At 69.8% G+C, this 24010-nt stretch carries 28 protein-coding genes; 14 read left to right on the top strand and 14 right to left on the bottom strand.

What is annotated here, in order from left to right; genetic code table 11:
* Positions 1-10 precede the first annotated feature (10 nt).
* Positions 11-1576 carry an apolipoprotein N-acyltransferase gene (gene lnt / locus Q9R08_RS07905; protein ID WP_308867350.1) on the top strand — a complete coding sequence of 522 codons (1566 nt, stop codon included), beginning with the start codon at positions 11-13 and terminating at the stop codon, positions 1574-1576.
* A 23-nt stretch (positions 1577-1599) separates the two neighbouring features.
* Here lnt and Q9R08_RS07900 read toward each other — a convergent pair whose 3' ends face one another.
* The 4 genes from Q9R08_RS07900 to Q9R08_RS07885 all read right to left on the bottom strand — a co-directional run bounded on the left by Q9R08_RS07900 (position 1600) and on the right by Q9R08_RS07885 (position 4372).
* Positions 1600-1983 (bottom strand): RNA polymerase-binding protein RbpA, encoded by a 384-nt coding sequence (locus Q9R08_RS07900; RefSeq protein ID WP_308867349.1) that lies wholly within the window; start codon positions 1981-1983, stop codon positions 1600-1602.
* Between the two features lie 126 nt (positions 1984-2109).
* Positions 2110-2886 carry a glycerophosphodiester phosphodiesterase family protein gene (locus Q9R08_RS07895; RefSeq protein ID WP_308867348.1) on the bottom strand — a complete coding sequence of 259 codons (777 nt, stop codon included), beginning with the start codon at positions 2884-2886 and terminating at the stop codon, positions 2110-2112.
* The gene (locus tag Q9R08_RS07890) at positions 2883-3881 is read right to left on the bottom strand and encodes an SPFH domain-containing protein (RefSeq protein ID WP_308867347.1); all 999 of its coding nucleotides are present in this window, start codon (positions 3879-3881) and stop codon (positions 2883-2885) included. The genes Q9R08_RS07895 and Q9R08_RS07890 overlap by 4 nt, the downstream gene beginning before the upstream one ends.
* Positions 3878-4372 carry an NfeD family protein gene (locus tag Q9R08_RS07885; RefSeq protein WP_308867346.1) on the bottom strand — a complete coding sequence of 165 codons (495 nt, stop codon included), beginning with the start codon at positions 4370-4372 and terminating at the stop codon, positions 3878-3880. Before Q9R08_RS07885 ends, Q9R08_RS07890 begins: the two co-directional genes overlap by 4 nt.
* A 42-nt stretch (positions 4373-4414) precedes the next feature.
* On the opposite strand from Q9R08_RS07885, the gene Q9R08_RS07880 reads away from it, so the two are divergent.
* Positions 4415-5188, top strand: a complete 774-nt coding sequence (locus Q9R08_RS07880; RefSeq protein ID WP_308867345.1) for an SDR family oxidoreductase — start codon at positions 4415-4417, stop codon at positions 5186-5188.
* Between the two features lie 3 nt (positions 5189-5191).
* On the top strand, positions 5192-7177 hold the full coding sequence (locus tag Q9R08_RS07875) for a S9 family peptidase (RefSeq protein WP_308867344.1): 1986 nt from the start codon (positions 5192-5194) through the stop codon (positions 7175-7177).
* Positions 7178-7247: 70 nt separating this feature from the next.
* Here the strand turns inward: Q9R08_RS07875 and Q9R08_RS07870 are convergent, their stop codons facing one another.
* A complete protein-coding gene (locus tag Q9R08_RS07870; protein WP_308867343.1) occupies positions 7248-7805 on the bottom strand; it encodes an HdeD family acid-resistance protein in 558 nt (185 codons plus the stop codon).
* A gap of 186 nt (positions 7806-7991) precedes the next feature.
* Between Q9R08_RS07870 and Q9R08_RS07865 the strand changes: the two genes are divergently transcribed.
* Genes Q9R08_RS07865 through Q9R08_RS07855 form a run of 3 tightly spaced genes read left to right on the top strand, consistent with a single transcriptional unit; the run spans position 7992 to position 9576 of the window.
* The gene (locus Q9R08_RS07865; RefSeq protein WP_308867342.1) at positions 7992-8585 is read left to right on the top strand and encodes a sulfite oxidase-like oxidoreductase; all 594 of its coding nucleotides are present in this window, start codon (positions 7992-7994) and stop codon (positions 8583-8585) included.
* Positions 8582-9307 (top strand): ferredoxin reductase, encoded by a 726-nt coding sequence (locus Q9R08_RS07860; RefSeq protein ID WP_308867687.1) that lies wholly within the window; start codon positions 8582-8584, stop codon positions 9305-9307. Before Q9R08_RS07865 ends, Q9R08_RS07860 begins: the two co-directional genes overlap by 4 nt.
* Positions 9304-9576, top strand: coding sequence for a DUF6510 family protein (locus Q9R08_RS07855; RefSeq protein WP_308867341.1), 273 nt, complete (start codon positions 9304-9306; stop codon positions 9574-9576). Before Q9R08_RS07860 ends, Q9R08_RS07855 begins: the two co-directional genes overlap by 4 nt.
* Positions 9577-9594: 18 nt before the next feature.
* Here the strand turns inward: Q9R08_RS07855 and Q9R08_RS07850 are convergent, their stop codons facing one another.
* Complete coding sequence (locus tag Q9R08_RS07850) at positions 9595-10515, bottom strand: AEC family transporter (RefSeq protein ID WP_308867339.1); 921 nt, start codon at positions 10513-10515, stop codon at positions 9595-9597.
* A gap of 88 nt (positions 10516-10603) precedes the next feature.
* Between Q9R08_RS07850 and Q9R08_RS07845 the strand changes: the two genes are divergently transcribed.
* Positions 10604-11053, top strand: coding sequence for a pyridoxamine 5'-phosphate oxidase family protein (locus Q9R08_RS07845; protein WP_308867338.1), 450 nt, complete (start codon positions 10604-10606; stop codon positions 11051-11053).
* A gap of 42 nt (positions 11054-11095) precedes the next feature.
* Here the strand turns inward: Q9R08_RS07845 and Q9R08_RS07840 are convergent, their stop codons facing one another.
* The gene (locus Q9R08_RS07840) at positions 11096-11872 is read right to left on the bottom strand and encodes a DUF899 family protein (RefSeq protein WP_308867337.1); all 777 of its coding nucleotides are present in this window, start codon (positions 11870-11872) and stop codon (positions 11096-11098) included.
* Positions 11873-12022: 150 nt separating this feature from the next.
* Here Q9R08_RS07840 and Q9R08_RS07835 point away from each other — a divergent pair, with 150 nt between their 5' ends.
* On the top strand, positions 12023-12226 hold the full coding sequence (locus Q9R08_RS07835) for a hypothetical protein (RefSeq protein WP_308867336.1): 204 nt from the start codon (positions 12023-12025) through the stop codon (positions 12224-12226).
* Positions 12227-12334: 108 nt separating this feature from the next.
* The gene (locus Q9R08_RS07830) at positions 12335-13042 is read left to right on the top strand and encodes a GNAT family N-acetyltransferase (RefSeq protein ID WP_308867335.1); all 708 of its coding nucleotides are present in this window, start codon (positions 12335-12337) and stop codon (positions 13040-13042) included.
* A 38-nt stretch (positions 13043-13080) separates the two neighbouring features.
* Here Q9R08_RS07830 and Q9R08_RS07825 read toward each other — a convergent pair whose 3' ends face one another.
* Positions 13081-13344, bottom strand: a complete 264-nt coding sequence (locus Q9R08_RS07825; protein WP_308867334.1) for a DUF6458 family protein — start codon at positions 13342-13344, stop codon at positions 13081-13083.
* Between the two features lie 216 nt (positions 13345-13560).
* Between Q9R08_RS07825 and Q9R08_RS07820 the strand changes: the two genes are divergently transcribed.
* From Q9R08_RS07820 to Q9R08_RS07810, 3 genes are all read left to right on the top strand, one after another.
* Positions 13561-14898: an MFS transporter gene (locus Q9R08_RS07820; protein WP_308867333.1), complete on the top strand. Its 1338-nt coding sequence runs from the start codon at positions 13561-13563 to the stop codon at positions 14896-14898.
* A 100-nt stretch (positions 14899-14998) separates the two neighbouring features.
* Positions 14999-15922, top strand: coding sequence for a pseudouridine-5'-phosphate glycosidase (locus Q9R08_RS07815; RefSeq protein WP_308867332.1), 924 nt, complete (start codon positions 14999-15001; stop codon positions 15920-15922).
* A complete protein-coding gene (locus Q9R08_RS07810; RefSeq protein WP_308867331.1) occupies positions 15919-16755 on the top strand; it encodes a carbohydrate kinase family protein in 837 nt (278 codons plus the stop codon). The genes Q9R08_RS07815 and Q9R08_RS07810 overlap by 4 nt, the downstream gene beginning before the upstream one ends.
* 15 nt (positions 16756-16770) lie before the next feature.
* Here Q9R08_RS07810 and Q9R08_RS07805 read toward each other — a convergent pair whose 3' ends face one another.
* Together Q9R08_RS07805 and Q9R08_RS07800 are read right to left on the bottom strand one after the other, a co-directional pair.
* Positions 16771-17217 (bottom strand): SRPBCC family protein, encoded by a 447-nt coding sequence (locus Q9R08_RS07805; protein ID WP_308867329.1) that lies wholly within the window; start codon positions 17215-17217, stop codon positions 16771-16773.
* The gene (locus Q9R08_RS07800; RefSeq protein ID WP_308867328.1) at positions 17210-17599 is read right to left on the bottom strand and encodes an ArsR/SmtB family transcription factor; all 390 of its coding nucleotides are present in this window, start codon (positions 17597-17599) and stop codon (positions 17210-17212) included. Before Q9R08_RS07800 ends, Q9R08_RS07805 begins: the two co-directional genes overlap by 8 nt.
* An 89-nt stretch (positions 17600-17688) precedes the next feature.
* Here Q9R08_RS07800 and Q9R08_RS07795 point away from each other — a divergent pair, with 89 nt between their 5' ends.
* Complete coding sequence (locus Q9R08_RS07795) at positions 17689-18258, top strand: dihydrofolate reductase family protein (RefSeq protein WP_308867327.1); 570 nt, start codon at positions 17689-17691, stop codon at positions 18256-18258.
* A gap of 49 nt (positions 18259-18307) precedes the next feature.
* On the opposite strand, the gene Q9R08_RS07790 is transcribed toward Q9R08_RS07795, so the two are convergent.
* The 3 genes from Q9R08_RS07790 to Q9R08_RS07780 are packed head-to-tail and all read right to left on the bottom strand — an operon-like array spanning position 18308 to position 21547.
* A complete protein-coding gene (locus tag Q9R08_RS07790; RefSeq protein ID WP_308867326.1) occupies positions 18308-19072 on the bottom strand; it encodes an SGNH/GDSL hydrolase family protein in 765 nt (254 codons plus the stop codon).
* A 42-nt stretch (positions 19073-19114) separates the two neighbouring features.
* Positions 19115-20467, bottom strand: coding sequence for an MFS transporter (locus Q9R08_RS07785; protein WP_308867325.1), 1353 nt, complete (start codon positions 20465-20467; stop codon positions 19115-19117).
* A gap of 36 nt (positions 20468-20503) precedes the next feature.
* Entirely contained in the window at positions 20504-21547 is a 1044-nt protein-coding gene (locus tag Q9R08_RS07780) for an LLM class flavin-dependent oxidoreductase (RefSeq protein WP_308867324.1), read from the bottom strand.
* A gap of 91 nt (positions 21548-21638) precedes the next feature.
* Between Q9R08_RS07780 and Q9R08_RS07775 the strand changes: the two genes are divergently transcribed.
* Positions 21639-22289: a phosphoribosyltransferase gene (locus tag Q9R08_RS07775; RefSeq protein ID WP_308867323.1), complete on the top strand. Its 651-nt coding sequence runs from the start codon at positions 21639-21641 to the stop codon at positions 22287-22289.
* A gap of 36 nt (positions 22290-22325) precedes the next feature.
* Here Q9R08_RS07775 and Q9R08_RS07770 read toward each other — a convergent pair whose 3' ends face one another.
* Entirely contained in the window at positions 22326-23999 is a 1674-nt protein-coding gene (locus Q9R08_RS07770) for a DUF885 domain-containing protein (RefSeq protein WP_308867321.1), read from the bottom strand.
* Between the last annotated feature and the right edge of the window lie 11 nt (positions 24000-24010).

The following is a 24010-nucleotide window of genomic DNA, read 5'->3' as shown; positions in this document are numbered from 1 at the left end:
GGTGGAATCCGTGCCACCCGACGCGCCGTCCCGCCCACCGCTGCCGCGCCCGCTCCTGCCCCTGTGGGCGGCGGTCATCGCGGCCGCCGTCGGCGGACTCGCCCTCACGACCGCCTTCCCGGCCCTCGCGTGGTGGCCGATGGTGTTCGTCGCGATCCCGCTGACCCTGATCAGCCTCATCGGCCGCCGGGTCTGGAGCGCCGTCCTGGTCGGCCTGGTCTTCGGCCTGGCGTTCTTCCTGGTGAACGTGTCGTTCACCGCGCGCTATCTGGGCCCCGTCCCGTGGATCGCCCTGGCGACGCTCGAGGCGCTCCTCACAGCGGTGACGGCGGTCCCGATCGCGCTGGCGTACCGGTGGCTCCCGCGGGTGCGGACGGGCGCCTGGGCGCGCCTGGTGGCCCTGCCCGCGATCGTGGCGGCTCTGTGGGTGCTGCGCGAGCAGCTGCTCGGCACCTGGCCGTACGGAGGCTTCCCGTGGGGCCGCGTCGGCATCTCGCAGGCCGACGGCCCCCTTGCGAGCGTCGCATCCTGGGTGGGCGTCGCGGGGCTGTCGTTCTTCATCGTCATGGTGTGCGCGAGCGCGGTCGAGTGGGCGCGGATGCGCCGGTATCGCGACCTCCGCACGGCGGTTCCCGTCGTCGTCGTCGCGATCCTGCTGTTCGCGCTGCCGCAGTTCCCGACGACGGATGCGGGCACCATGCGCGTCGGCGCGGTCCAGGGCAACGGTCCCGCCGGCTACTTCGACGAGCGCGGCCGCAACGACGTGCTGAATGCGCAGCTGCAGGCCACGGCTCCGCTGTTCGGCGAAGACCTAGATGTGCTGCTGTGGCCGGAGGGCGGCGTCGACTCCGACCCGACGGCTAATGCGAGCACGGCCGCGACGCTGGATGCGCTGGCGGATCGGCTCGATGCGCCGCTCGTGGTCGCGGCGGTCACGCAGCGCGGCGACGAGTACTTCAACTCATCGCTGCTGTGGGAGCAGGATGCCGAGAACCCGGTCGACGTGTACGACAAGCGGCATCCCGTGCCGTTCGGCGAATACGTCCCCGATCGCTGGCTCTACCGGCTGTTCGCGCCGGACCTCATCGATCTCGTGCAGCGCGAGTACACGCCGGGCGGCTCCCGGCCGTTCTTCGACGTCGGCGGTGTCGGCGTCGGGCTGGCGATCTGCTTCGACGTGATCTACGACGACGTCATCTGGGACGGCGCGCAGGACGGCGCCGAGATCTACATGTTCCAGACGAACAACGCCGACTTCCGCGGCACCGACGAGAACCTGCAGCAGCTCGCCTTCGCTCGCATGCGCGCGGTCGAGACGGGTCGCTCGGTCGTCAACATCTCCACGGTCGGGACGAGCCAGATCATCGCCCCCGATGGATCGGAGATCGCCGGGATCCCCGCGGACACCGCCGGTCACATGCTGGAGGACGTGCCGTTGCGCACCGGACTCACGCCCGCGGTGACCTTCGGTGGCGCGATCCAGCTGCTGCTCGTGTGGGGCGGCGTGATCTCGCTGGTCTGCCTCGGAGTGCTCGGCCGCCTGCGCCCCGGGAACGCGAAAACGCCGGCCCCGTAGGGCCGGCGTCGCGCGGATGCGGGTCAGGCGCTGAGCTTGTCCGCCGTGACGTTCTCACCGGCTCCGCGGCGGGCGCGGATGTAGGCGAGTCGCTCCTCCAGAAGCTCTTCGAGCTCGGGAAGGGTGCGGCGCTCCAGAAGCATGTCCCAGTGGCTGCGGGGGGTCTTGTCGCCCGAGTGATCGACGGTCGCGGTGCCGTCGCCCACCCGCAGCAGCGCCTCGGCGCCGCACGTGCGGCACTCCCAGGCGGGCGGAACCTCGGCGTCGGCCGCGAAGGTCAAAGTCGTGTCACGTCCACACGACGTGCACGTGTAGATGTGCTGTGCGCGCTCATGGAACACGACGCCCTCTTCGCTCTGTAGGCTCTGGGCGCCGAGTCGGATGCCGCGCAGACTGCGGTCTGCCATTTTGTGGTCCTCTCGTCGCTGTACAGGTATAACGAAGTGACCTGTGCGGATCATCCGAAGGAGCCCTGTTCATCGACCTTTCACAGTGGATGCACAGCGGGGCTCGCGCTCGGTCATACCGGCGTGCTATGTCAGTGCAGAGAGCGCGACGTCGGCGCGGTCGGTGACGATGCCGTCGACGCCCATCGAGACGAGGCGGGTCATGTCGTGGGGCTCGTTCACCGTCCATACGTGGACCTCGACGTCGTGCCGGTGTGCGGCCGCGATGAGCCGAGGCGTGACGATGCGCAGGCGCCCCTGACGTTCCGGCACCTGCAGGGCGTCGATGCCCGCGAGCGCACGGGTCACCAGCCGGTCCGACCGCGACGCCACGGCGGCCAGCACCCGCCCGATGGTGCCGCGGCCCGCAGATGTCGCAGGCCGAACGCCGCGGCCGCTCTCCGCGGCGGCGTCGAGGGCGGCCCGCCGACGTGCGTCGGAGAAGCTGGTCAGCAGCACGCGATCGCCGAAAGGCGCGACCGTCCGGCCGACGATGGACGCGGCGGCCGTCGCCTTCACATCGAGGTTGAACCTCGTCACCGGGAACGCGTCCAGCGCCTGGGCGAGCGTGATGAGCCCGCCGCGTCCGGTCATGAGCTCTTCGAGCTCCCGCACGCGGACGTCCGCCACCTTGCGCGGGTCGCCGGTCACACGCGACAGGTCGTCGTCGTGGAAGAGCACCACCACGCCGTCCGCGGTGAGGTGGCAGTCCGACTCGACGTAGTGAGCCCCGGCGGAGTGGGCGGCGGCCACGGCGGCGAAGGAGTTCTCCACGACGCCGCCGCGGGCGGCGTCGGGCGTCACCAGTCCGCGGTGCGCGAGGACGCGCGGCGTCGCGACGCCGGTGAACCACGGGTGGGTCACGGGGTGGGCGGGGTGACTGCGGGCGGCGGGCCGCCGAGTGCGGCGCCGCCCGAGGGCGTGCCCGTGCTCTGCGCGCGACCCTTGGCCGCGGCATCCGTCATCACACCGGCGAACGACCCGGTCAGACCCTTGAGCGCCTCGGTGAACTCGCTCGGGATGATCCAGAGCTTGCTGGATGCGCTGTCGGCGATCTTCGGGAGCGTCTGCAGGTACTGGTACGCCAGCAGCTTGTCGTCGGGGTTGCCGGAGTGGATCGCGTCGAACACGGTCTGGATCGCCTCGGCCTCGCCCTGCGCGCGCAGCACCGCGGCCTGCTTGTCGCCCTCGGCTTTGAGGATCTCGGCCTGACGGCGGCCCTCCGCCTCGAGGATCTGGGACTGCTTCGAGCCCTCGGCAGTGAGGATGGTCGCGCGACGCTCGCGCTCGGCCCTCATCTGCTTCTCCATCGAGTCCTGGATCGAGTGCGGCGGGTCGATGGCCTTCAGCTCGACACGGGAGACGCGGATGCCCCACTTGCCGGTGGCCTCGTCGAGCACGACGCGCAGCTGGCCGTTGATGTTGTCGCGGCTGGTGAGCGCCTCTTCGAGGTTCAGCCCGCCGACCACATTGCGGAGGGTGGTCGTGGTCAGCTGCTCGACCGCTCCGAGGTAGTTGGCGATCTCGTATGTGGCGGCACGCGCGTCGGTGACCTGGAAGTACACGACCGTGTCGATCGAGACCACCAGGTTGTCTTCGGTGATCACGGGCTGCGGCGGGAACGAGACGACCTGCTCGCGCATGTCGATGAGCGGACGCAGCCGGTCGATGAACGGGACCAGCAGGTTCAGGCCCGGCATGAGGGTCTTGTGATAGCGGCCGAGGCGCTCGACGATGCCGGCGTTGGCCTGCGGGATGATGCGGATCGAGCGGAAGATCACGACCAGCACGAAGATGAAGACCGCGATCGCGAGGATCCATCCGATCGCGGTCGGGATGGCCGAGCTGATGTCGTTCATGCGAGCGGGTCCTCAGATGCGGGGGACAGGGGAGTGGGGGAGTCGGACCGCACCACCGCGGTCGCGCCGTCGATGCGGGTGACGCGCACCGGCGTGCCCGGGTCGAGGTCGCCGGATTCGGTCCGGGCCGTCCAGATGTCGCCGTTGGCGAGCTTGACCTGGCCGCTGTGCGCGCCGACCGACGAGACGACCGTGCCGCGCAGCCCGATGAGGGCGTCGACGTTGGAGGGCGTCGGGTCTTCGCCGCGGCGGAGGCGGCGCAGCAAGGGCGGTCGCAACAGCAGAACGAGGATCGCGGCGACCCCGGCGGCGATGATCACCTGGAGCCAGATCGGAGCGCCCAGCAGGTCCGTGAGCAGGCCGGCCAGACCGCCGATGCTGAGCATCAGGAAGGTGAAGTCGAGAGTCAGCATCTCGATCACGAGGAACACCAGGATCAGCACCAGCCAGCCGATCCACGCCCATTGTTCGACGGTCTCGATGAGCTCCACGATGCGCCTCCTACGCTCGAACCTAGCAGGTAGGGTCTACACGTGACTGAGACATCCAACCCGCTTCCCGAGAGTTCCCTGAGCGGCAAGACAGCACTCGTGACGGGCTCGTCGCGCGGCATCGGCGCCGACACCGCGCGCTACCTCGCACAGGCCGGCGCGAACGTCGTCATCAACTACCGCAACAAGGCTCCGCGGGCCGAGAAGCTCGCGACGGAGCTGCGTGAACTCGGCGTGCAGGTGCTCGTCGTCGGTGCGGATCTCACGGATCCGGCATCCGTCCAGGCGATGTTCGACGAGGTCGGTCGCACGTTCGGAGCGCTCGACATCCTCGTGCTCAACGCGTCGGGCGGCATGGAGTCCGGGATGGCCGAGGACTACGCGCTGCTGCTCAACCGCGACGCCCAGGTGAGCGTGCTCGAGACCGCGCTCCCGCTTCTGGGCGACGGCTCGAGGGTCGTGTTCGTGACGAGCCACCAGGCCCACTTCATCCGCACGACTCCGACGATGCCCGAGTACGAGCCGGTGGCCCTCTCCAAGCGCGCCGGCGAGGACGCCCTGCGCGAGCGGATCCCCGCGCTGACCGAGCGCGGCGTCGAGTTCGTGGTCGTCTCGGGCGACATGATCGAGGGCACCATCACCGCGACGCTGCTCGAGCGTGCGAACCCGGGCGCGATCGCCGCCCGCCGCGAGGACGCGGGCAAGCTCTACAACGTCTCCGAGTTCGCCGCCGAGGTCGCCCTCGCCGCGCTCGAGCCGGTGCCTGCCGACAACACCCGTCTGGTCGGCGACGTCACGTCGTTCGGGGCGGAGTGATCGATGCGGGCACAGGACATCGAGACCCTCGTCTCCGTCGGACGCCCCGAGATCGCCGCTGACGGCTCCTTCGCCGTCTTCGCGTCGTCGCGTCCCGACATCGCCGCCAACCGGGCCGTCGGCCAGCTGTGGCGCGTAGACCTTCCCGACGGCGCTCCGCGCCGCCTCACCCGCGGCGTCGCCGACGGCTCCCCGAAGCTCTCGCCCGACGCCTCGCGCATCGCCTTCGTGCGCGCCGACGCCAAGGGCAAGCCCCAGGTCCACGTCGTGGCGGCAGGCGGCGGCGAGCCGGTGCAGGCCACCGACGCCACGCTGGGCGTCGAGGACTTCGCCTGGTCGCCCGACGGCGCCACGATCGCGTACCTCGCGCGCGTGCCCGAGAAGGGCCGCTACGGCAGCGTGGAGGGGCTGGATGCCGCGGCCGAGGCGCCGCGGCACATCACCGGCATCCGCTGGCAGGCGAACGGTCTCGGCTACATCGGCGACCGCCCCGCGCACGTCTTCGTGATCGCGGCCCCGGAGCCCGACTCCGAGCCGTTCTACGAGCCCGCCGCGGCCGTGCGCCCCGACGACGCGACGGCGCCGAAGAAGACCGTCGTGGCCGCGGAGGCGCGTGCGCTCACCGACGGCGCGACCTCACACGGCGGTCTGGCGTTCACCGCCGACGGCCGCGAGGTGATGACCGTCCCCGACGACATCGAGGCGGACCGCCGCGATCTGCGCAACCGCCTCGTCGCGATCTCCGTCGACGGCTCAGGCGAGCGCGAGCTGCTGTCGGCCGACGCCGGCCTCTCGCTGTCGGCGCTGGACGTCGCCGAGGACGGCACCATCGCGCTGCTCGCCAACGAGGTCGGCGACGGCGTCGATTTCGTCGCTCCGGCCGTCGGTCTGTGGCTGCTCGAAGAGAGCGGGCCGGTCCGGATCACGGATGCCGAGACGATCGACCTCGGCGAGGTCGGCAGTCACATCACGGCCGTCGGAGACGGCTTCCTGGTGCAGGACCGCACGCGCGGCCGCGTGCGGCTGATCCGCATCGGCCGCGACGGTGCCCTCTCCGAGGTCCTCGGCGGCGACGTCGAAGTGACCGGACATGCGGCCGGAGGCGACCATGTCGTCGCCGCCGTGGCGCGCCCCGACTCGTTCGGCGAGCTCGTGCTCGTCGAGAACGGCAGCGCCCGCACCCTGACTTCGTTCGGAGCGCCCGCCGCGGCATCCGGCATCGCTCTTCCGCGCGAGCTGACCGTGACGGGTCGCGACGGTTACCCGGTGCACGGCTGGATCGCGGCACCCGAGGGCGAAGGACCGTTCCCGGTCATCCTGCAGATCCACGGCGGACCGTTCGCGTCGTACGGGGTGCACCTGTTCGACGAGACACAGGTGCTCGTGGATGCCGGCTACGCGGTGGTCTACTCGAACCCCCGCGGCTCGGCGGGCTATGGACGAGCGCACGGGCGCAGCATCCGTCAGCAGATGGGCACCGTCGACTTCGCCGACGTCATCGACTTCCTCGACGGCGCCATCGCCGACGACGCGCGCCTGGACGGCCAGCGGGTCGGCGTGATGGGCGGCTCGTACGGCGGCTACCTCACCGCCTGGGTCATCGCGCACGACCACCGCTTCGCCGGCGCGATCGTGGAACGCGGCTTCCTCGAACCTCTGTCGTTCCAAGGCACGAGCGACATCGGCTCGTTCTTCGGCGACGAGTACGTCGGGATCTCGGCCGACGACATCGCCCGGCAGAGCCCTATGGCCGTCGTCGGCCAGGTGACGACGCCGACCCTCGTGATGCACTCGGAGCTCGACTTCCGCTGCCCGCTGGAGCAGGCGACACGGTACTACGCGGCCCTCAAGCGCCAGGGCACCGAAGCCGAGCTGCTGGTGTTCCCCGGCGAGAACCACGAGCTCACGCGTTCGGGTCAGCCGCGTCACCGCATCGAGCGGTTCGACGCGGTGCTCGACTGGTGGCACCGCCACCTGCCGGTCGACTGATCGTTGATACCAAGAAGACGCCGGCCCCGGGAGCGATCGCTCCCGGGGCCGGCGTCTGATCCGGTTGGGATCAGATGTCGCCCTTGAAGGTGAAGGCGCGCACGATGTTGATGATGCCGAGGACGATGAGCGAGATGCCCAGGATCCACCAGAGCACGATGACGCCCCAGATCGGTGCGAACAGCACGATGATGCCCGCGATGATGCTCAGAATGGCGAAGAAGATCGACCATCCCTTCGAGGCGGCGTCGCCGAGCGTCGACAGCGCGACGATGCCTTCGACGATCCACATGATTCCGATGAGGATGCCGAGGAACAGCGCGAGCCACGCGGTCGTCTGACCGATGTTGAACAGCGCCACGACGCCGGCGATGATGAACAGGATGCCGAGGGCGATGTGGCCGACGCGCGCCCACCCGCCCTTCGTCTTCGAGAAGATCCCGAGACCGGCGTAGACGAGACCGGCGGCGATCGCGTAGATCGCGATGATCACGGTGACCACGGCGGCGGTCTTACCCGGCCAGACCAGGATCAGGACGCCGACGATGAGTGCGAGGACGCCGCCGACGCCGAGCGCCGTGCGGATCCCGTTGACGGCCGACTTCTCGGCTTCGGATGCAGTAGACATTGGGGGGCCTTTCTGAGAGTTCCCTGTATGTGGTGCGGCTAAAGCTTAGACCCGTTGTCGAACTTGGCAATGAGCGTGAACGTGTGTTGCCGGATGCCCATCGCACCGGCGGTGCCAGCCGCGCTACCGTGAGCGTGCGTGACCGTGAGTGTGCGCCACATCACGCCGCACAGGAGGAGGAGTTCGATGGCCGTCGTCTCGAGGGGATTCGGAGCCCGGCGTCGCGAGAGCGATCCGCGACTGCCGCCCGGCCAGTATCTGACCGAGGACTTCCCGGTGCTGTCGGCGGGACCGACACCGCGCATCGACCTGGATGAGTGGCGGTTCGGCATCCGCACCGAGGCAGGCGCGGAAGTCTCCTGGACCTGGGACGAGTTCCAGGCGCTGCCGATCGAGGACGTCGACACCGACATCCACTGCGTCACGCGCTGGTCGAAGCTCGGCACCTCGTGGCGGGGCGTGTCGCTGGACACCCTGCTCGACGGCGTCCAGACGGACGCGGCGTACGCCATGGCGCACTCGTACGGCGGGTACACCACCAACATCCCGCTCGACGAACTGCGCGAAGGCCGGGCATGGGTCGCATTCGAGTTCGACGGCGAGCCGCTCGACCCCGAGCACGGCGGACCGGCGCGACTGCTCGTGCCTCATCTGTACTTCTGGAAGAGCGCGAAGTGGGTGCGCGGCCTCACGCTGATGGACGACGACGAACCCGGCTTCTGGGAGCAGAACGGCTACAACATGCACGGCGACCCCTGGACGGAGGAGCGGTATTGGTGACCGTCGGCGGCTGGCAGCCCGCTCGCGTCGTCGATGCCGTCGGTGCGACGCCGTCGGCTCGCCTGCTCCACCTGCAGGTGCCGGGCTGGCCCGGGAATGACGCGGGTCAGCACGTCGACATCCGGCTCACAGCCGAGGATGGGTACCAGGCTGTGAGGTCGTACTCGATCGGGTCCTACGGGCCCGGTGAGACCATCGAGCTCGCGGTGGACGAGATCCCCGACGGCGAGGTGTCGCCCTACCTCGTGCGTGACGTGCTTCCCGGCGACGAACTCGAGGTCAAGGGCCCGCTGGGCGGCTACTTCGTGTGGCGGCCCGGGGGAGCGGAGCGGGTGCAGCTGATCGCGGGCGGCTCGGGCATCGTGCCGCTGATGGCGATGACGCGTGCCGCGACGGATGCCGGAGCCGCGGCATCCGTCCGGCTGCTGTACTCGGTGCGAACCCCCGAAGACGCGATATATCGCGAGGAACTCGAACGGAAGGCTGCCGACGGGGGAGTGGGCCTCACCTGGAGGTACACGCGGGCCGCGCCGAGCGGCTGGGAGGGAGCCGTGGGACGCATCGACGACGACGCGCTCCGTGCCGCCACATGGGAGCCCGGACAGCAGCCGATCGTCTACGTGTGCGGCCCGACGGGTTTCGTCGAGCACGTCGCCGACGCGCTCGTCGGGCTGGGGCATCCGCCGGCCCGGATCAGGACCGAACGTTTCGGAGGTGCATGATGCGTGCAGAGATCGCGGGCAGCACAGTCGACGGCAACGCTGCCGCAGGGCTGCTGTGGGATGTGTTCGAAGCCGACGTGACGGCTCTGACAGCGATATGCGGCGGATGTCGTGAGGGCGCCCCGGTCGCCGAGGCGATCGTCGAGATCGACGAGGCGGCGGCCATCGTGCGGTGCCGCACCTGCACCCACACGCTGTTCACGGTGCTCCGTCACGAGGGCGGGGTGCGCCTCGTGGTCGGCACCCTGCACGAGCTCGTCCGCCCCTGACGCGGCGAGCTGCCCACGCTATCCCAGCAGCAGCGTCACCAGGATGAGCACGGGGACGCAGCCGATCGTCGTCAGGAAGACGGTGTCGCGCGAGATCGTCTCGCCCACGTCGTAGCGCTGCGAGTAGTTGAACACGTTCTGCGCCGTCGGCAGGGCAGCGAGCACCGTCACGACCAGCACGTCGTGCGCGGAGAGGTCGAAGACGAACTCGGCCACCGCCCAGGCGATCACCGGCATGGCCACCAGCTTCAGGACGCTGGCGAGCACGATGTCGCGCCGGCGCCCCGACGGCGCCAGCACGCGCTGCCCGTGCAGCGAGATGCCGTAGGCGATCAGCAGGATCGGCACGCACGCGTTCGCGATGAGCACGGCGGGCTCCATCGCGATCGGCGGCAGCTCGATGCCCGAGACCGACACGAGGGTGCCGAGCAGCGAGCCGAGCACGATCGGGTTCGTTGCAACACGCGCGATCGCACGCCACAGCGACGCGCGGGCGGTGGTGACCGCATCCAGGATCGCCATCGTGATCGGGGTGAACACCAGCAGCTGCATCAGGATCACCGGCGCCGGATACGCGGCGCTGCCGAGCAGGTACAACGACAGCGGGATGCCGATGTTGTTGGAGTTGACCTGGCCGGCGCTCAGCGCTCCGATCACGGTCTCGCCGACCGAGCGCCGCCAGGCGACCCGGGCGATGAGCGCGTGCGCGAGGATCACGGCCACCGCGGCGATCGCCGAAACGGGCAGCAGTGCGGAGAACAGGGTGTGCACGTCGGCCTGCGCCAGCACGACGAACAGCAGGAACGGCGAAAGCACGAAGAAGGTCAGCCGCGCGAGGACCGGCCGGGCGTGCTCGCCGAGGAGATCGATGCGGCCCAGGATCCACCCGACGAGGATCGCCACGCCCACCACGACGAACCCGGTGAGCGACTCCAGCATGGTTCGAGCCTAGGAAATCGTTCTCTCATGAGCGAATCGCGCGTCGCTGTCTGACAGACTGGCACGCGCCGAACCAAGGGAGCCACCGATGCCTGAACCCCGCGACCGCGCGAGCCGCAAGGCGGATCTGCTCGCCGCGCTGACAGCACCCGCTGCCGACGTCTGGGTGGCGACGGCGTCGCCCGACGCAGCGCCGCACCTTGTGCCGCTGTCGCTGGCGTGGGTCGACGACCGTGCGGTCATCGCGCTCGAGGAGCGCTCGGTCACGGCGCGCAACATCGGCGCATCGGGAGTCGCGCGCCTGGCGATCGGACACACCCGCGACGTCGGGATGATCGACGCGGTGCTCGAGCGGTCAGCGGGTGTCGACGACGACGAGCCGCTGGGAAGCGCGTACGCGGCACAGGCCGACTGGGACCCGCGCGGACTCGCCGGATACGTCTTCCTCGTCCTGCGCCCGACGCGCATCCAGGCGTGGCGCGAGTCGAACGAGCTGGCCGGACGCGTCCTCATGCGCGACGGTGCCTGGCTGGTCTGAGCGTTGACCGCGGTGCGGAGTGGACCGGATGGGCTGCAGAGTTCAGTGGTGGTGAGGGTGCTCCGCCGGGGAGCTCTCCGCGGCCTCGCCGAGATCGTCGACGTGGCCCGCGCGGATGCGGGGCCACTGCGCGGTGGGCCGGCCCTTGAGGCTCATCTGCTGCCCACGCGTGTCGAACTGCTTCGGCCAGCCGGCGGGGGAGTCCTCCCAGAACTCCTGCCTTCCGTACACGGTGAGGTCCATGAGCGCGTATGAGGGTGCCATGCGCTCGTTGCCGCGACCGGTCGTCCAGTAGGTCTCGTAGACGCGGTCGCCGTCGCGCAGGTAACAGACCAGGATGCCGAAATCCCGACCCGCCACGAGTCGGTCGACCGACTCCGCGGGCACGGCGTACCAGGGCATCGTCCATCCCATGAAGTCCCGGTAGCGCGAGCTCGCCTCATAGGGGCCCTCGCAGAACGTCGCATAGGTGATGTCGCGCGAATTCAGATACGACAGCTCGTTCATGTGGCTGGTCGAGAACGTGCACCCGACGCACTGCTCGGCCGCGGGCTTGCCGGCGTGCCACATGTGGAAGTACGCGATCAGCTGAGCGCGCCCCTCGAACACGTCGATAAGCGGCACCGGACCGTCCGCGCCGATCACCGGGGTCGTCGGGTCGACCTCGACCATCGGCAGCGTGCGACGTTCTGCAGCGAGTTCGTCACCGACGCGCGTGTGGGCCTTTTCTTTTACAAGCAGGGCGTCGAGTCGGCTCTGCCACTCGCTGCGGTCGGTGATCTCGGGCAGCGGCCGAGCGCCGGAAGGGGTTTCTGTCATGGCCCCTCTCTAGTGTCCGGACGGGAGTGGCGCAATGGGCTGGATTCTCCGTAGACGCCGATAATGCACATTATGTCAGTTCACATTGGGCGATGGCTCGCCGATCGCAACCCCCTCCCCTTTGCCGCGCTGTGGACGGAGGCTCGGGCTATGAGTCATCCAGACGACATCAAGCAGCCCTTGGATCACCTGCCGCCGCTGGAAGAGCGAGACAAGGCCATCGAGATCGAAGAGCCGCACTACCCCGGTACCGACGGACCAGACGAGTCCTCTGCGGTCAGCCCGGCGACGGCCGCGGAGCCGGACCGAGCTCGGCGTCACGGCCTCGACAAGCCACCGACGAGCGGGGCGTGAGCAAGCGCTCGCCAGAAAGAAGACCCGCATCTGAGGATGAATCGCTGTCGAGGGCGCGTACGGATCCGGGCTTCTCGTCGAAGCGGCACCGTCTGGCAGACTTCCGGGATGCCGCACTCCGACATCCTCACCCGCCTCTGGCCCGCGTCAGCCGTTCGCGTGAGTGCCGGCGACCTCGAGCTGCGCTGGATCGATGACGAGCTTCTGCTCGAACTCGCCGACCTCGCTGGACGCGGCATCCATGATCCTGAGGCGATGCCGTTCGAGCACCCGTGGTCGCGTGGGTCTGCCGACGAGGTCGCGCGCAGCGTGCTGGCCTACCAGTGGGGAATCCGCAATCGGATCTCCCCCGCGGCCTTCGTCCTCGAACTGGCGGTGCTGCACGAGGGGGCACCCGTGGGCATCCAGGGACTCACCGCGAAGGACTGGCCGGTACTGCGGAATGTCACGACGGGATCGTGGCTGGGCCGCGCGCACCAGGGACGCGGAATCGGAACCAGAATGCGGATGCTCGCCCTGCATCTGGCCTTCGAGGGTCTGGGCGCGCGGGAGGCGATGTCAGGGGCGTTCGTGGACAACGGCGCATCGAACGCCGTCTCGGAACGCGTGGGGTACGAGCAGGACGGCGCGTTCCACGTCGCCCGCGAAGGCGCCGCCGTCGTTCACAATCGCTACGTCATGTCGCGGGAGCGCTGGGAGTCTGTCCGGTCGTACCACGCCCAGAGCCTGGGTGGCGCCGTCGAGCTTCACGGGATCGACGGCCTTCGGGCCCAGCTCGAGCCCATCCCGTCCGGCGCTGAGGCCGGACAGCACTGACCGCGGGCGCGCCGTAGCGCCCGCGGTCAGCGTGTTCGTCAGAGACCCGCTGCGTCGTCCGTCGAGCTCGTGCTCTGACGGGTCACCCGCTCGTTGACGGTCGGGTCGACAGCCGTGTGCGTGACGGACTCCGACCGGCGGCGGCGTGCCAGCAGAACGATGCCGACGATGAAGATGACGGCTCCGGCACCCATGAGGATGTAGCCGATCATGTCGAGATTCACCCACTCGACCTCGACGTTCACCGCGAACGCGAGGATCGCGCCGATGGCGAAGAGGGCGATGCCTGCTCCGATACTCATGCGAGGTGTCCTTTCCGGGGCACGGCGGTCAGCCCTCCCCTGTTCCGGGACGCGTTGTCCCATATCTACGCTGGCGCATCCGCGCGTGCCGTAAGAGGGGGTTGACAGAGCACGCAAGCGTTGCCCCGGTTTTCGAGCGGTTCCGCGATGCGCGGCGCGGCTCCGAGCCGCTCTGTCACGATCGGGGGCATCCGCGGCGGTGACTACTGTGGAATGGTGCACAGTCTGTCACGTCCCCGAGCGACGGGACCGGGACTGCGCGCCTGGGCGATCTGGGCGGTCGGGGTCGCCGCGTATGTCCTCGCGATCACGAACCGCTCGTCGCTGAGCGCGGTGGGCGTCGATGCGGCCGCCCGGTTCGATGCCGACGCGGCGACCCTGTCACTGTTCGCGGTCGTGCAGCTGGCCGTCTACGGAGGCATGCAGATCCCCATCGGGGTGCTGCTGGACCGCTATGGAGCGCGGCCGATCATGACGGTGGGGATGCTGCTGATGGCGGTGGGGCAGCTCACCATGGCCATCTCCCCCAGCGTCGGCGTCGCCATCCTCGCCCGCATGCTGCTGGGGGCCGGAGACGCCGCGATCTTCCCCGGCGTGCTGCGTCTCATCGCCACCTGGTTCCCCGCCCAGCGCGGACCCATCATGGTGCAACTCACCGGCATCGTGGGGCAATCAGGACAGCTGGTCGCACTGATCCCCCTCGCCGCGCTGCTGCACGCCACCTCGTGGACGATCACGTTCGGCAGCATCGCCGGTCTCGGCGTGCTGTTCGCGATCCTGGTGTTCCTCCTGATCCGCAACCACCCACCCGACCGCGACGACGACGTGTCGGTGGACACCGACACAGGCGCCATCCGGGTCGTGACGTCGTCCGTCGACAACGGTGTCGGCATCCGTGCCGCATGGGCTCATCCGGGAACGCGACTCGCCTTCTGGTCGCATTTCACGACGCCGTTCGCCGGCACCGCGTTCGTGCTGCTGTGGGGCATGCCGTTCCTCACCGCCGGCGAAGGGCGTACGACGGCAGAGGCCGCCTCGATCATGTCGCTGTACGTCGTGGTGGGCATGGCGCTGGGACCGATCATGGGCGAGCTGTCGAGGCGGGTGCCGCACCTGCGCTCGCGCGCTCTCGTGCTCCCCACGGTGGCCGTGCAGGCCGTCGCCTGGCTCACCGTCATCGCGTATCCGGGACCGGCGCCGCTCTGGCTGCTCCTCGCGCTGGCGGTCGCGCTGGCGACCGGTGGCCCCGCCTCGATGATCGCGTTCGACCACGCACGCACCCACAACCCTTCGCATCGCCTCAGTACCGCCACAGGCGTGACGAACGCGGGCGGGTTCCTCGCCGCGCTGCTGGCGATCCTGCTCATCGGTCTTGCGCTGGATCTCCAGGGTGCCGGCACGCCGGCCACCTACAACCTCGACGCCTTCCGGATCGCCTTCCTCACTCAGGTTCCGCTCTGGCTCCTCGGCGGCGCGTTCATCGTGATCGAGCGCAAGCACACCCGCATCCGGCTCGGGTTGGAGCCGCCGCGCGCGCCGCGTCGCCGGCGCTGACCGCTTCCGGTGGGATGTCGAACAGAACGTGTCGGCGCGTCGCGGCGTCAGATCGGTACTGTGACCCTAATCGGCTCCACCGTTGGTTCCGATCGAAAGGATGCCCGTGTCCGCTCCCCTCGTGATCGCCGCGGAGGTCCAGGAGGCCGTCGCGGCCGGCGAGCCGGTGCTCGCGCTCGAGTCCACGATCTTCACGCACGGACTGCCGCGCCCCCGGAACCTCGATGTCGCCCTCGAGGCCGAAGCGCGTGTGCGTGCGTTCGGCGTCGTGCCGGCGACCATCGGCGTTGTGGACGGCCGCCCCACCGTGGGGCTCTCCCCCGACGAGATCGAGCAGCTCTCGACAGCGGACGAGGTTGTCAAGGCGAGCGTCCGCGACATCCCCGTCGTCGCCGTGAAGGGGCTGAGCGCCGGCACCACGGTCGCGGCGACCGGGTACCTCGCGTCGCGTGCCGGGCTGCGCGTCTTCTCGACGGGCGGTCTCGGCGGTGTCCACCGCGGTGCCCCCCAGACCTTCGACGAGTCGGCGGACCTGCTGACGCTGGCCGGCCTGCCGCTCGTCGTGGTGAGCGCGGGCGTGAAGTCGATCCTCGACATCCCTCTCACGCTGGAGCGTCTCGAGACGCTCAACCTCGCCGTGGTCGGGTATCGCACCACCGACTATCCCGGCTTCTACATCGCCGACTCGGGGCACGACATCGAGTACTCGGTGGACTCCCCCGCCGAGATCGCGGCGATCGCACGCATGCGCGACGGCTTGGGCATCTCGTCCACCCTGCTCGTCGCCAATCCCGTCGCCGCCGAGCGTCAGCTGGATCCCGCCCTGCACGACGACGTGCTCGCCCGCGCACTGTCCGCCGCGAATGCGAGGGGCGTCTCCGGCCACGACACGACGCCGTTCCTCCTCGACTTCCTCCAGCGCGAGACCGGAGGTCGCAGCCTCGAGGTCAACGTCGAGGTCTATCGTGGCAACGTCGGTCTCGGCGCGCGCATCGCGCTGGCCCTCGCGGACGCCACCGGATGATCGTCGTGATCGGCGACCTCGTCGCCGACCTGATCGTGCTGGGCGGGGCGGCGCTCGAGCGCGGCACCGACAATCCGGCGGAGGTGCGCCTCACGCGGGGAGGCAGCGCCGCCAACGTCGCCGCTGCTGCGGCGCCGCGGCATCCGTCGCGCTTCATCGGATGCGTGGGAGACGACACGCTCGGGCACGCCCTGGTCAGCGAGCTCGAGGCCGCGGACGTCGACGTCAGGGTGCAGCGCGCGGGGCGCACCGGTTCGATCGTCGTTCTCGTCGACACCGCCGGCGAGCGCACGATGATCACCGACCGAGGCGCTGCGGCGGAGCTCGGCCCGGTCGATCCTGCGTGGATGGCCGGCGCTGAATGGGTGCATCTCCCCCTGTACGGCTTCGCGTCGGCACGCTCCAGAGACGCGGTGACGGATGCCGCTACCCGCGCCGCCGCGCGAGGCGCCCGCGTCAGTCTCGATCTGTCGAGTGTGGCGACGCTGCGGGATCTCGGCCGCGCAGAGCTGCAGCGCATCCTTGCGGAGCTCCGCCCGGATGTCGTCTTCGCCAACGAGGATGAAGCACGCCTGACGGCCGAACTCCATGTCGAGCCGGCGGGGGTCTACGTCGTCAAGCGCGGCGCCCACCCGGTGCTCGTCCGCGTGGACGGGCAGACGCACGCTGTTGCCGTCGAGAGAGCCGAGGACGTGCTGGACTCGACCGGCGCCGGCGATGCCTTCGCGGCAGGCTACATCGTCGCGGCGCTCGGCGGTGCCGACGCATGCGAGAGCGCCCGGGCGGGCAGCGAGCTCGCGATGAGCGCACTGCGCCGTCCGGGCGCACTCTGATCCGCCCTCTGAGGCTCAGGCGTTCTGGAGCTGCGCCAGCACGTCCTCGATGTCGTCGATGAATGCGTTGTAGCCGGCGATGGTGGCCGCGACCTGCTCGTCGGAGAAGTCGCTGCGGTCCTGGCGGATGGTGAGCACAGTGCCGTCGCCCGTCTCCTCGAGGTCGAACAGCACGGGCAATCCGGCGTCGTCGCCCGGCTGATCGGTCAGCGTCATCGCGAGGTGGGACGGCGGCTCGACGACCTGGTACTCCCCGGCCCAATCGATCCGGTTGCCGTCAGGCAGCAGCATGACCGCGCGGAACGCGCCGCCCGGGCGCACGTCCATCGTCAAGCTGTCCTGGGGCACTTCGACGGCCGCCGTGCCGAACCACACGGCGAAGTGCTCGGGCTTGGTCAGCGTCTCGAACACCAGCTCGCGGGGAGCCTGCAGCGTGCGCGTGACGGTGAAGTACTCAGTCATGGTCGTTCTCCTTCTGGGTGGGTGCGGCGTCGCCGCCTGTCGGTGTGTCGGTATGGTCGCCCAGCTGCTGCAGGGCGTTGAGATAGTGGTCGAGGGCTCCCAGGCTGTCCTCCCAGAACTTCGCGTAGCCGCCGATCCAATCGGATGCCGCCGCGAGCGGACGTGCGTCGAGCCGGGCCGGCCGGTACTGGGCGTTGCGGCCCCGCGTGACCAGGCCCGCTCCCTCCAGCACGCGCAGGTGCTTCGACACGGCGGCGAACGTCATGTCGAACGGCGCGGCCAGCTCCCCCACCGTCGCCTCCCCTTCGCTCAGCCGCGTGAGCATCGCGCGCCGGGTCGGATCGGCGAGCGCCGAGAACGTCAGGCTCAGTGCGTCCGTCATCTCGTCTCCTTGTTCAACTGATCAGTACAATACCGAAAGGTTGAATATGCGTCAAGGGCCGTGTCCGCGGTGCCGAGTACGGTGACGGCATGCCCCGAGTGATCTTCTACACGGCCACCACGCTCAACGGATTCCTCGCCGACGACCAGGACTCGCTCGAGTGGCTCTTCGCCGCGCCCGGCGGAGAAGGCGGCGACGACGACTTCCAGCGCTTCCTCTCCGGCATCGGCGTGCTGGTACAGGGTTCGTCGACCTACCGCTGGGTGCTGGAGCACGAAGATCTCGTGGCGCACCCCGAGAAGTGGCCGTCGTACTACGGCAGCAGGCCCACGTGGGTGTTCACCAGCAAGGAGCAGCCGGTGGTGCCAGGCGTCGACATCCGGTTCGCCTCCGGACAAGTCCGCGACGTGTGGCCGCAGATCCGCGACGCGGCCGGCGAACGGGACGTCTGGGTGGTGGGCGGCGGTGACCTCGCCGGTCAGTTCGCCGACGCGGGTCTCCTCGACGAGATCCGGGTCTCCGTCGCGCCGGCGACCCTGTCTTCGGGCAAGCCGCTCCTCCCCCGCGACCTGGGTCCCGACCGCCTGGAGCTGACGTCCGTCCGCCAGGCCGGTGCCTTCGCCGAGCTGACCTATGCGGTGACCGGCGTGGCGGTGTGAGCGACGGGCTCAGCGCCGTGCCGGCCGCGCCGAAGAGCCCCGGTCCGGCTCAGTGCGCTCGGGGTGCGAACTCGGTCCACTGAGCGAACTTCGGCTCGCGACCATCCCCCGACGACGTGCCGGTCAGACGTCGGCGCACCCAGGGGCCGACGTGCTCGCGGTAGTACGCCGCGCCACGGGCGCCCCGGGGTGGCAACGGCGGCAGCGACCACCATTCCTGCGGCACCGACTCCACGCCCAGCGCATCCAGGACGCGGGCGGCGACGCGATGGTGGCCACGCGCGTTCATGTGCAATCGGTCCTCCGACCAGTACGGCGGCGTCGCGAGCTCCTCGTCGAACCAGTTGTACGCCTGCACGACGTCGGTGCGCGATGCGAGTCGCTTCTCGACGGCGTGAGACAGCAGGTCGCCGCGGCGCTGGATGACCCGCCGCAGTGGCAGCTGCCCGGTGGGGTTCGCGCCCGACAGCACGATGAGGTGCACGCCCTCCTCGTCGCAGCGCCGGACCACCGTCTCGAACGCGGTGAGGACGTGCGCGATGCTCGTCCGTGGTCGGAGCATGTCGTTGCCGCCGCCGTTGAACGACAGGTGAGTCGGCTTCAGGGCGAGCGCCGGTTCCAGCTGCTCATCGACGATCGGCCACACGAGCTTGCCGCGGATCGCCAGATTGGCGTATTCGATCGGCTCGCCGGCGGCGTCTGCCCAGCCCTGTGCCACGAGGTCGGCCCAGCCGCGGACGTGCCCGTCGGGGAGCTGGTCGCCCACACCCTCGGTGAAGGAGTCGCCGATCGCGACGTATCGAACGGATGCCACGCGCTCCAGCCTACGGCCGGTCCGGCGAGCGTCCGGCCAGGGTCACCGGTCGTCGAGCGCCACGCCGCGGCGATCGACGAGTCCCCATGCGGCTGCGGCCGCGATCGCGAAGAAGACGGCGAACACGACGAAGAGCACGGGGGCACCGCCGGCGAGCAGCAGCGGCGGCACGACCAGTGGCGCGACGATGGACGCGATGCGACCGACCCCCGCAGCCCATCCTGTGCCGGTGGCCCGCAGCGAAGTGGGGTACATCTCGGGTGTCACGGCGTACAGGGCGCCCCAGGCGCCGAGGTTGAAGAACGACAGCGCCATGCCGGCCGCGATGATCGCTCCTGGCCCCGTGGCAGTACCGAAGAAGACAGCCGACACGGCCGAGCCGACCAGGAACACCGAGAGCGTCAGCCGGCGCCCCCACACCTCGATCAGCCAGGCGGCCACGGCGTAGCCCGGCAGCTGAGCGAGCGTGATCACGAGGGTGAAGCCGAACGAGCGCACGAGGTCGTAGCCCTGTGCCACGAGGATCGAGGGGATCCAGATGAAGGCGCCGTAGTACGAGAAGTTGACGCAGAACCAGACGAGCCAAAGGCACGCGGTGCGTACCCGGAACTCGCGGGCCCACAGCGCGCCCAGACGCTGTCGGACGGACGTCGCGGCTGCGGGGGGCGCGTCGGAGCGCACGGGCGCTGATGCGGCCCCGGCCGATCCTGCGGCATCCTCGAACGTGCGGACCACCGACTCGGCCTCGGTGAAGCGGCCACGACGCTCGAGCCAGCGTGCCGACTCGGGCAGCCCCCACCGCACGATGAGCGCGTACGCCGCCGGGATCGCCCCGAGCGCGAACGCCCAGCGCCATCCGTTCTCGGACGCAGGGATCACGAAGTAGCCGATGAGCGCCGCGAGCGTCCAGCCGACCGCCCAGAACGCCTCCAGGATCACGATGAGACGGCCGCGGATGCGGGCGGGGGCGAACTCGCTGACGTAGGTGCTCGCGACCGGCAGCTCGGCGCCGAGACCCAGCCCGACGAGGAAGCGAAGCACGAGGAGCGCTGCGAGCCCGCCGACCAGCGCACTCGCGCCCGTGGCCACGCCGTACACGAGAAGCGTCAACGCGAACACCTGGCGTCGGCCGAAGCGGTCGGCGAGGAGCCCGCCGACACTCGCGCCGATGGCCATGCCGACGAAGCCGATCGACGCGATCCACGCCGTCTCGCTCGGAACGAGGTTCCATTGCGCCGCCAGCGCGGCGATCACGAAGGAGATGAGCCCGACATCCATCGCGTCCAGGGCCCAGCCGATCCCCGAACCGGTGAGCACGCGCAGGTGCACGCGGGTGAACGGCAGTCGGTCGAGCCGCTCCGAGAGCGTCGACGTGCGGGTTCCGGCATCCGTCATAGCGTCATGCTACGGATGCCGGAGCCCGAGCGGGCGCTACGACAGCATGTCGCGGACGCGCGGAGCCACCTCGGCGCCGAACAGCTCGATCGAGCGCAGCATCTTCTCGTGTGAGAGCGTCCCCGTGGAGAACTTCATGTCGAATCGCGACGCGCCGAGGGTCTGCACCGTGTCGGCGATCTTGCGGGCGACCGTCTCCGGCGAGCCGACGTACAGCGCACCCTCCGGACCGACGTCGTGCTGGAAGCGAAGGCGGTTGTAGGTCGGCCAGCCGCGCTCGCGCCCGATCGAGTTGTTCATCGCCTCGAAGCCTTCGTACGCCTCGTCCCACGCCTGCTGGTCGGTCTCGGCGATATGGCCCGGCGAATGCACCCCGACCGGAAGCTGCGGCTGGTCGAAGGTGTCGAGCGACCGACGATAGAGGTCGGCGAACGGCCGGAAGCGGGCGGCGGGGCCGCCGATGATGGCGAGCATGAGTCCGTATCCGTACCGGGCGGCGCGGACCGCCGACTCCGGCGTGCCACCGACACCGACCCACGCGCGCAGTCCGTTCTCGGTCTTGGGGAACACGTCGGCGGCGTCCAGCGACGCGCGCAGGGTGCCGCTCCACGTGACGGGCTTCTCGGTCAGCAGCTGTGAGAACAGCTCGAGCTTCTCGTCGAAGAGCGCCTCGTAGTCGCGCAGGTCGTAGCCGAACAGCGGGAACGACTCGATGAACGATCCCCGGCCGAGGATGACCTCGGCACGGCCGTTCGACACCGCATCGAGCGTCGAGAACCGTTCGAACACGCGCACCGGGTCGTCGCTCGAGAGCACGGTGACGGCTGTGCCGAGATGGATCCGCTCGGTGCGCGCGGCTGCGGCCGCCAGCACGATCTCGGGGCTGGAGACGGCGAACTCGCGGCGGTGGTGCTCCCCCACGCCGAAGAACGACAGACCGACGCGATCGGCCAGGACGGCCTGCTCCACGACGTTTCGTATCGTCTGCGCGCCGCTGATCAGCTCGCCGGAGGCGTCGCGCGTGACGTCGCCGAAAGTGTCGAGTCCGAGCTCGAGGGATGCGGGGTCGATCGAGGTCATTGCCCTCTCCTTCTATTCGCTTGCATGAACCTGCAACGTGCCTGAGGCATTCCCCGAGACGCGCGGCCGCCGCGAGCGTAGCGTGGTGGGCATGGCCCTCTTCGCGGATCGCCGCGCCGCCGGACGAGAGCTCGCCACCGCCCTCGGGGAGTGGCGAGGAACGGATGCCGTGGTCCTGGGGATCCCTCGCGGGGGCGTCGTCGTGGCCGCGGCGGTCGCCGAAGCGCTGGGACTGGAGCTCGATGCCGTGGTGGTGCGCAAGCTCGGGGCGTCCGGGCACGAGGAGTTCGCCGTCGGAGCGATCGCCGACGGGGTTCGCATCGTCACCCCCGACGCCGTGCGGTGGGCCGGGATGTCAGCGACGGACCTGGAGCGGGTCGAGGCGGCAGAGCGCGACGAGCTGGCACGGCGGACGGACGCATACGGTTCGCGCCTCGTCGACCTGACGGGGCGGACAGCCCTCGTGGTGGACGACGGCGTGGCGACGGGTGCGAGCGCGGTCGCCGCCTGCCGGGCGGTGCGGGCTCGCCATCCGGACCGGGTGGTGCTCGCCGTCCCCGTCGCACCCGAACGCTTCATGGCACCGGCGGACGCCGCCGACGACTTCGTGTGCCCGCACCGCGAATCCGACTTCTGGGCCGTGGGCGAGTATTACGACCATTTCGGGCAGACGAGCGACCGTGAGGTGGTCGCGCTGCTGCTCGCCGCTTCGACAGGCTCAACGACCGGAGATGGTCACTGAACCTGCCGAAGGGCGGTCGCTGGGTCCGTCGAAGGGTCAGCGCGACAGGGCCATGCGCAGTGTGTCGAGTCCGACGCCGCCGAGATCGAGCGCGCGCTTGTGGAACTGCTTGATGGAGAAATCGGCACCCTCGCGCTCGGCGACTTCGTCGCGCAGCTGCTCCCAGATGCGCTGGCCGACCTTGTAGGACGGCGCCTGACCCGGCCAGCCGAGGTAGCGGTTCACCTCGAACCGGACGAACTCGTCGGGCATGTTGACGTTGCGCAGCATGAACTCGAGAGCGAAGTCGGCGTCCCATGGTCCCTGACCGTCGGGGCGCGGCTTCTCGAGGTGCACGCCGATGTCCAGCACGACGCGCGCCGCGCGCATGCGCTGGCCGTCGAGCATGCCCAGCCGGTCCGCCGGATCGGAGAGGTAGCCCAGCTGCTCCATGAGGCGCTCCGCGTACAGTGCCCAGCCCTCGGCGTGGCCCGAGGTTCCGGCGAGGAGGCGGCGATAGGTGTTCAGCTGTGCGCGGTTGTACACGGCCTGCGCGATCTGCAGGTGGTGGCCCGGGACGCCCTCGTGGTACACCGTCGTGAGCTCGCGCCAGGTGTCGAACTCCTCGACGCCCTCCGGCACCGACCACCACATGCGGCCGGGACGCGAGAAGTCGTCGGTCGGCCCCGTGTAGTAGATCCCGCCCTCCTTCGTGGGCGCGATCATGCACTCGAGGCTGCGGATCGGCTCGGCGATGTCGAAGTGGGTCTTGCCGAGCTCGGCGATCGCCCGATCGCTGGTCTCCTGCATCCACTTCTGCAGCGCGTCCGTGCCGTACAGCTTGCGGCTGGCGTCCTGCTCGAGGAAGGCCACGGCCTCTTCGACCGAGGCACCGGCCTTGATCTCGTTGGCGATCGACTCCTGCTCGGCGACCATCCGCGCGAGCTCCTCGGTGCCCCACTCGTAGGTCTCGTCGAGGTCGATCGTCGCTCCGAGGAACCGGCGCGAGTGCAGCGCGTACAGCTCGCGGCCGACCGCGTCCTTCTCCTGCGCCGCGGGTGCCAGTTCGCCGCTCAGGAACGTTGCGAGCTGGTCGTAGGCGACGCGCGCCGCGTTGGCGTTGTCGGCCAGGTCGCGGGCGAGGGATGCCGGGAGCTGACCCTCTTCGGGAGCCGCTTCCGCGGCGAACGTCGCGAAGAATCCGCCGTCGGCCGTGTACCGGGCGATCTGCGTGGCGACCTCGACCACCTGGCGCCGCGCGGGCACGACGCCTTGGTCGATGCCCTCGCGGAGGGTGGCGATGTAGCCGTCGATCGCCCCGGAGACCGCGCCGAGACGTGTCGCGATCACCGACCAGTCGTCGGGCGTCGCGGTCGGCATGAGGTCGAACGCGGAACGGATGTTCTGTGCGTGCGAGGCGATCACGTTGATGTCGCGCAGATGCCACTTCGCATCGTGCAGGTCGAGCTCCAGCTGGATCTCTCGCGAGAGGTCGTCTTTCGTCACTGCGTCGACGTCGTCGGCGACGGCCGAGGCCTCGAGCGCGGCCAGTGTCTTGCGTCCCTCTTCCACGAGGCGCTCCTGACCGGCCGGGCTGTAGTCGCCGAACCGGTCGTTGTACTCGGACCGACCGATGTAGGTCGCGAGCGTCGGCTCGAGTTCGGCGAGGGTGTCGACCCACGCATCAGCGATCTTGTCGATCTGCGTGGGCGTGCGGGTTTCGTCTGTCATGGCTCCGAGCC

The organism is Microbacterium psychrotolerans (assembly GCF_031085295.1).
Classification (GTDB): domain Bacteria; phylum Actinomycetota; class Actinomycetes; order Actinomycetales; family Microbacteriaceae; genus Microbacterium; species Microbacterium psychrotolerans.
This window is presented reverse-complemented; position numbering and strand designations above follow the sequence as displayed.

Excerpts from the sequence above, each read along its gene's own strand:
- Q9R08_RS07900 (WP_308867349.1), bottom strand. The coding sequence starts at position 1,983 with ATGGCAGACCGCAGTCTGCGCGGCATCCGACTCGGCGCCCAGAGCCTA.
- Q9R08_RS07890 (WP_308867347.1), bottom strand. The coding sequence starts at position 3,881 with ATGAACGACATCAGCTCGGCCATCCCGACCGCGATCGGATGGATCCTC.
- Q9R08_RS07875 (WP_308867344.1), top strand. The coding sequence starts at position 5,192 with ATGCGGGCACAGGACATCGAGACCCTCGTCTCCGTCGGACGCCCCGAG.
- Q9R08_RS07870 (WP_308867343.1), bottom strand. The coding sequence starts at position 7,805 with ATGTCTACTGCATCCGAAGCCGAGAAGTCGGCCGTCAACGGGATCCGC.
- Q9R08_RS07865 (WP_308867342.1), top strand. The coding sequence starts at position 7,992 with ATGGCCGTCGTCTCGAGGGGATTCGGAGCCCGGCGTCGCGAGAGCGAT.
- Q9R08_RS07855 (WP_308867341.1), top strand. The coding sequence starts at position 9,304 with ATGATGCGTGCAGAGATCGCGGGCAGCACAGTCGACGGCAACGCTGCC.
- Q9R08_RS07850 (WP_308867339.1), bottom strand. The coding sequence starts at position 10,515 with ATGCTGGAGTCGCTCACCGGGTTCGTCGTGGTGGGCGTGGCGATCCTC.
- Q9R08_RS07845 (WP_308867338.1), top strand. The coding sequence starts at position 10,604 with ATGCCTGAACCCCGCGACCGCGCGAGCCGCAAGGCGGATCTGCTCGCC.
- Q9R08_RS07840 (WP_308867337.1), bottom strand. The coding sequence starts at position 11,872 with ATGACAGAAACCCCTTCCGGCGCTCGGCCGCTGCCCGAGATCACCGAC.
- Q9R08_RS07835 (WP_308867336.1), top strand. The coding sequence starts at position 12,023 with ATGAGTCATCCAGACGACATCAAGCAGCCCTTGGATCACCTGCCGCCG.
- Q9R08_RS07830 (WP_308867335.1), top strand. The coding sequence starts at position 12,335 with ATGCCGCACTCCGACATCCTCACCCGCCTCTGGCCCGCGTCAGCCGTT.
- Q9R08_RS07825 (WP_308867334.1), bottom strand. The coding sequence starts at position 13,344 with ATGAGTATCGGAGCAGGCATCGCCCTCTTCGCCATCGGCGCGATCCTC.
- Q9R08_RS07815 (WP_308867332.1), top strand. The coding sequence starts at position 14,999 with ATGCCCGTGTCCGCTCCCCTCGTGATCGCCGCGGAGGTCCAGGAGGCC.
- Q9R08_RS07810 (WP_308867331.1), top strand. The coding sequence starts at position 15,919 with ATGATCGTCGTGATCGGCGACCTCGTCGCCGACCTGATCGTGCTGGGC.
- Q9R08_RS07805 (WP_308867329.1), bottom strand. The coding sequence starts at position 17,217 with ATGACTGAGTACTTCACCGTCACGCGCACGCTGCAGGCTCCCCGCGAG.
- Q9R08_RS07800 (WP_308867328.1), bottom strand. The coding sequence starts at position 17,599 with ATGACGGACGCACTGAGCCTGACGTTCTCGGCGCTCGCCGATCCGACC.
- Q9R08_RS07795 (WP_308867327.1), top strand. The coding sequence starts at position 17,689 with ATGCCCCGAGTGATCTTCTACACGGCCACCACGCTCAACGGATTCCTC.
- Q9R08_RS07785 (WP_308867325.1), bottom strand. The coding sequence starts at position 20,467 with ATGACGGATGCCGGAACCCGCACGTCGACGCTCTCGGAGCGGCTCGAC.
- Q9R08_RS07780 (WP_308867324.1), bottom strand. The coding sequence starts at position 21,547 with ATGACCTCGATCGACCCCGCATCCCTCGAGCTCGGACTCGACACTTTC.
- Q9R08_RS07775 (WP_308867323.1), top strand. The coding sequence starts at position 21,639 with ATGGCCCTCTTCGCGGATCGCCGCGCCGCCGGACGAGAGCTCGCCACC.
- Q9R08_RS07770 (WP_308867321.1), bottom strand. The coding sequence starts at position 23,999 with ATGACAGACGAAACCCGCACGCCCACGCAGATCGACAAGATCGCTGAT.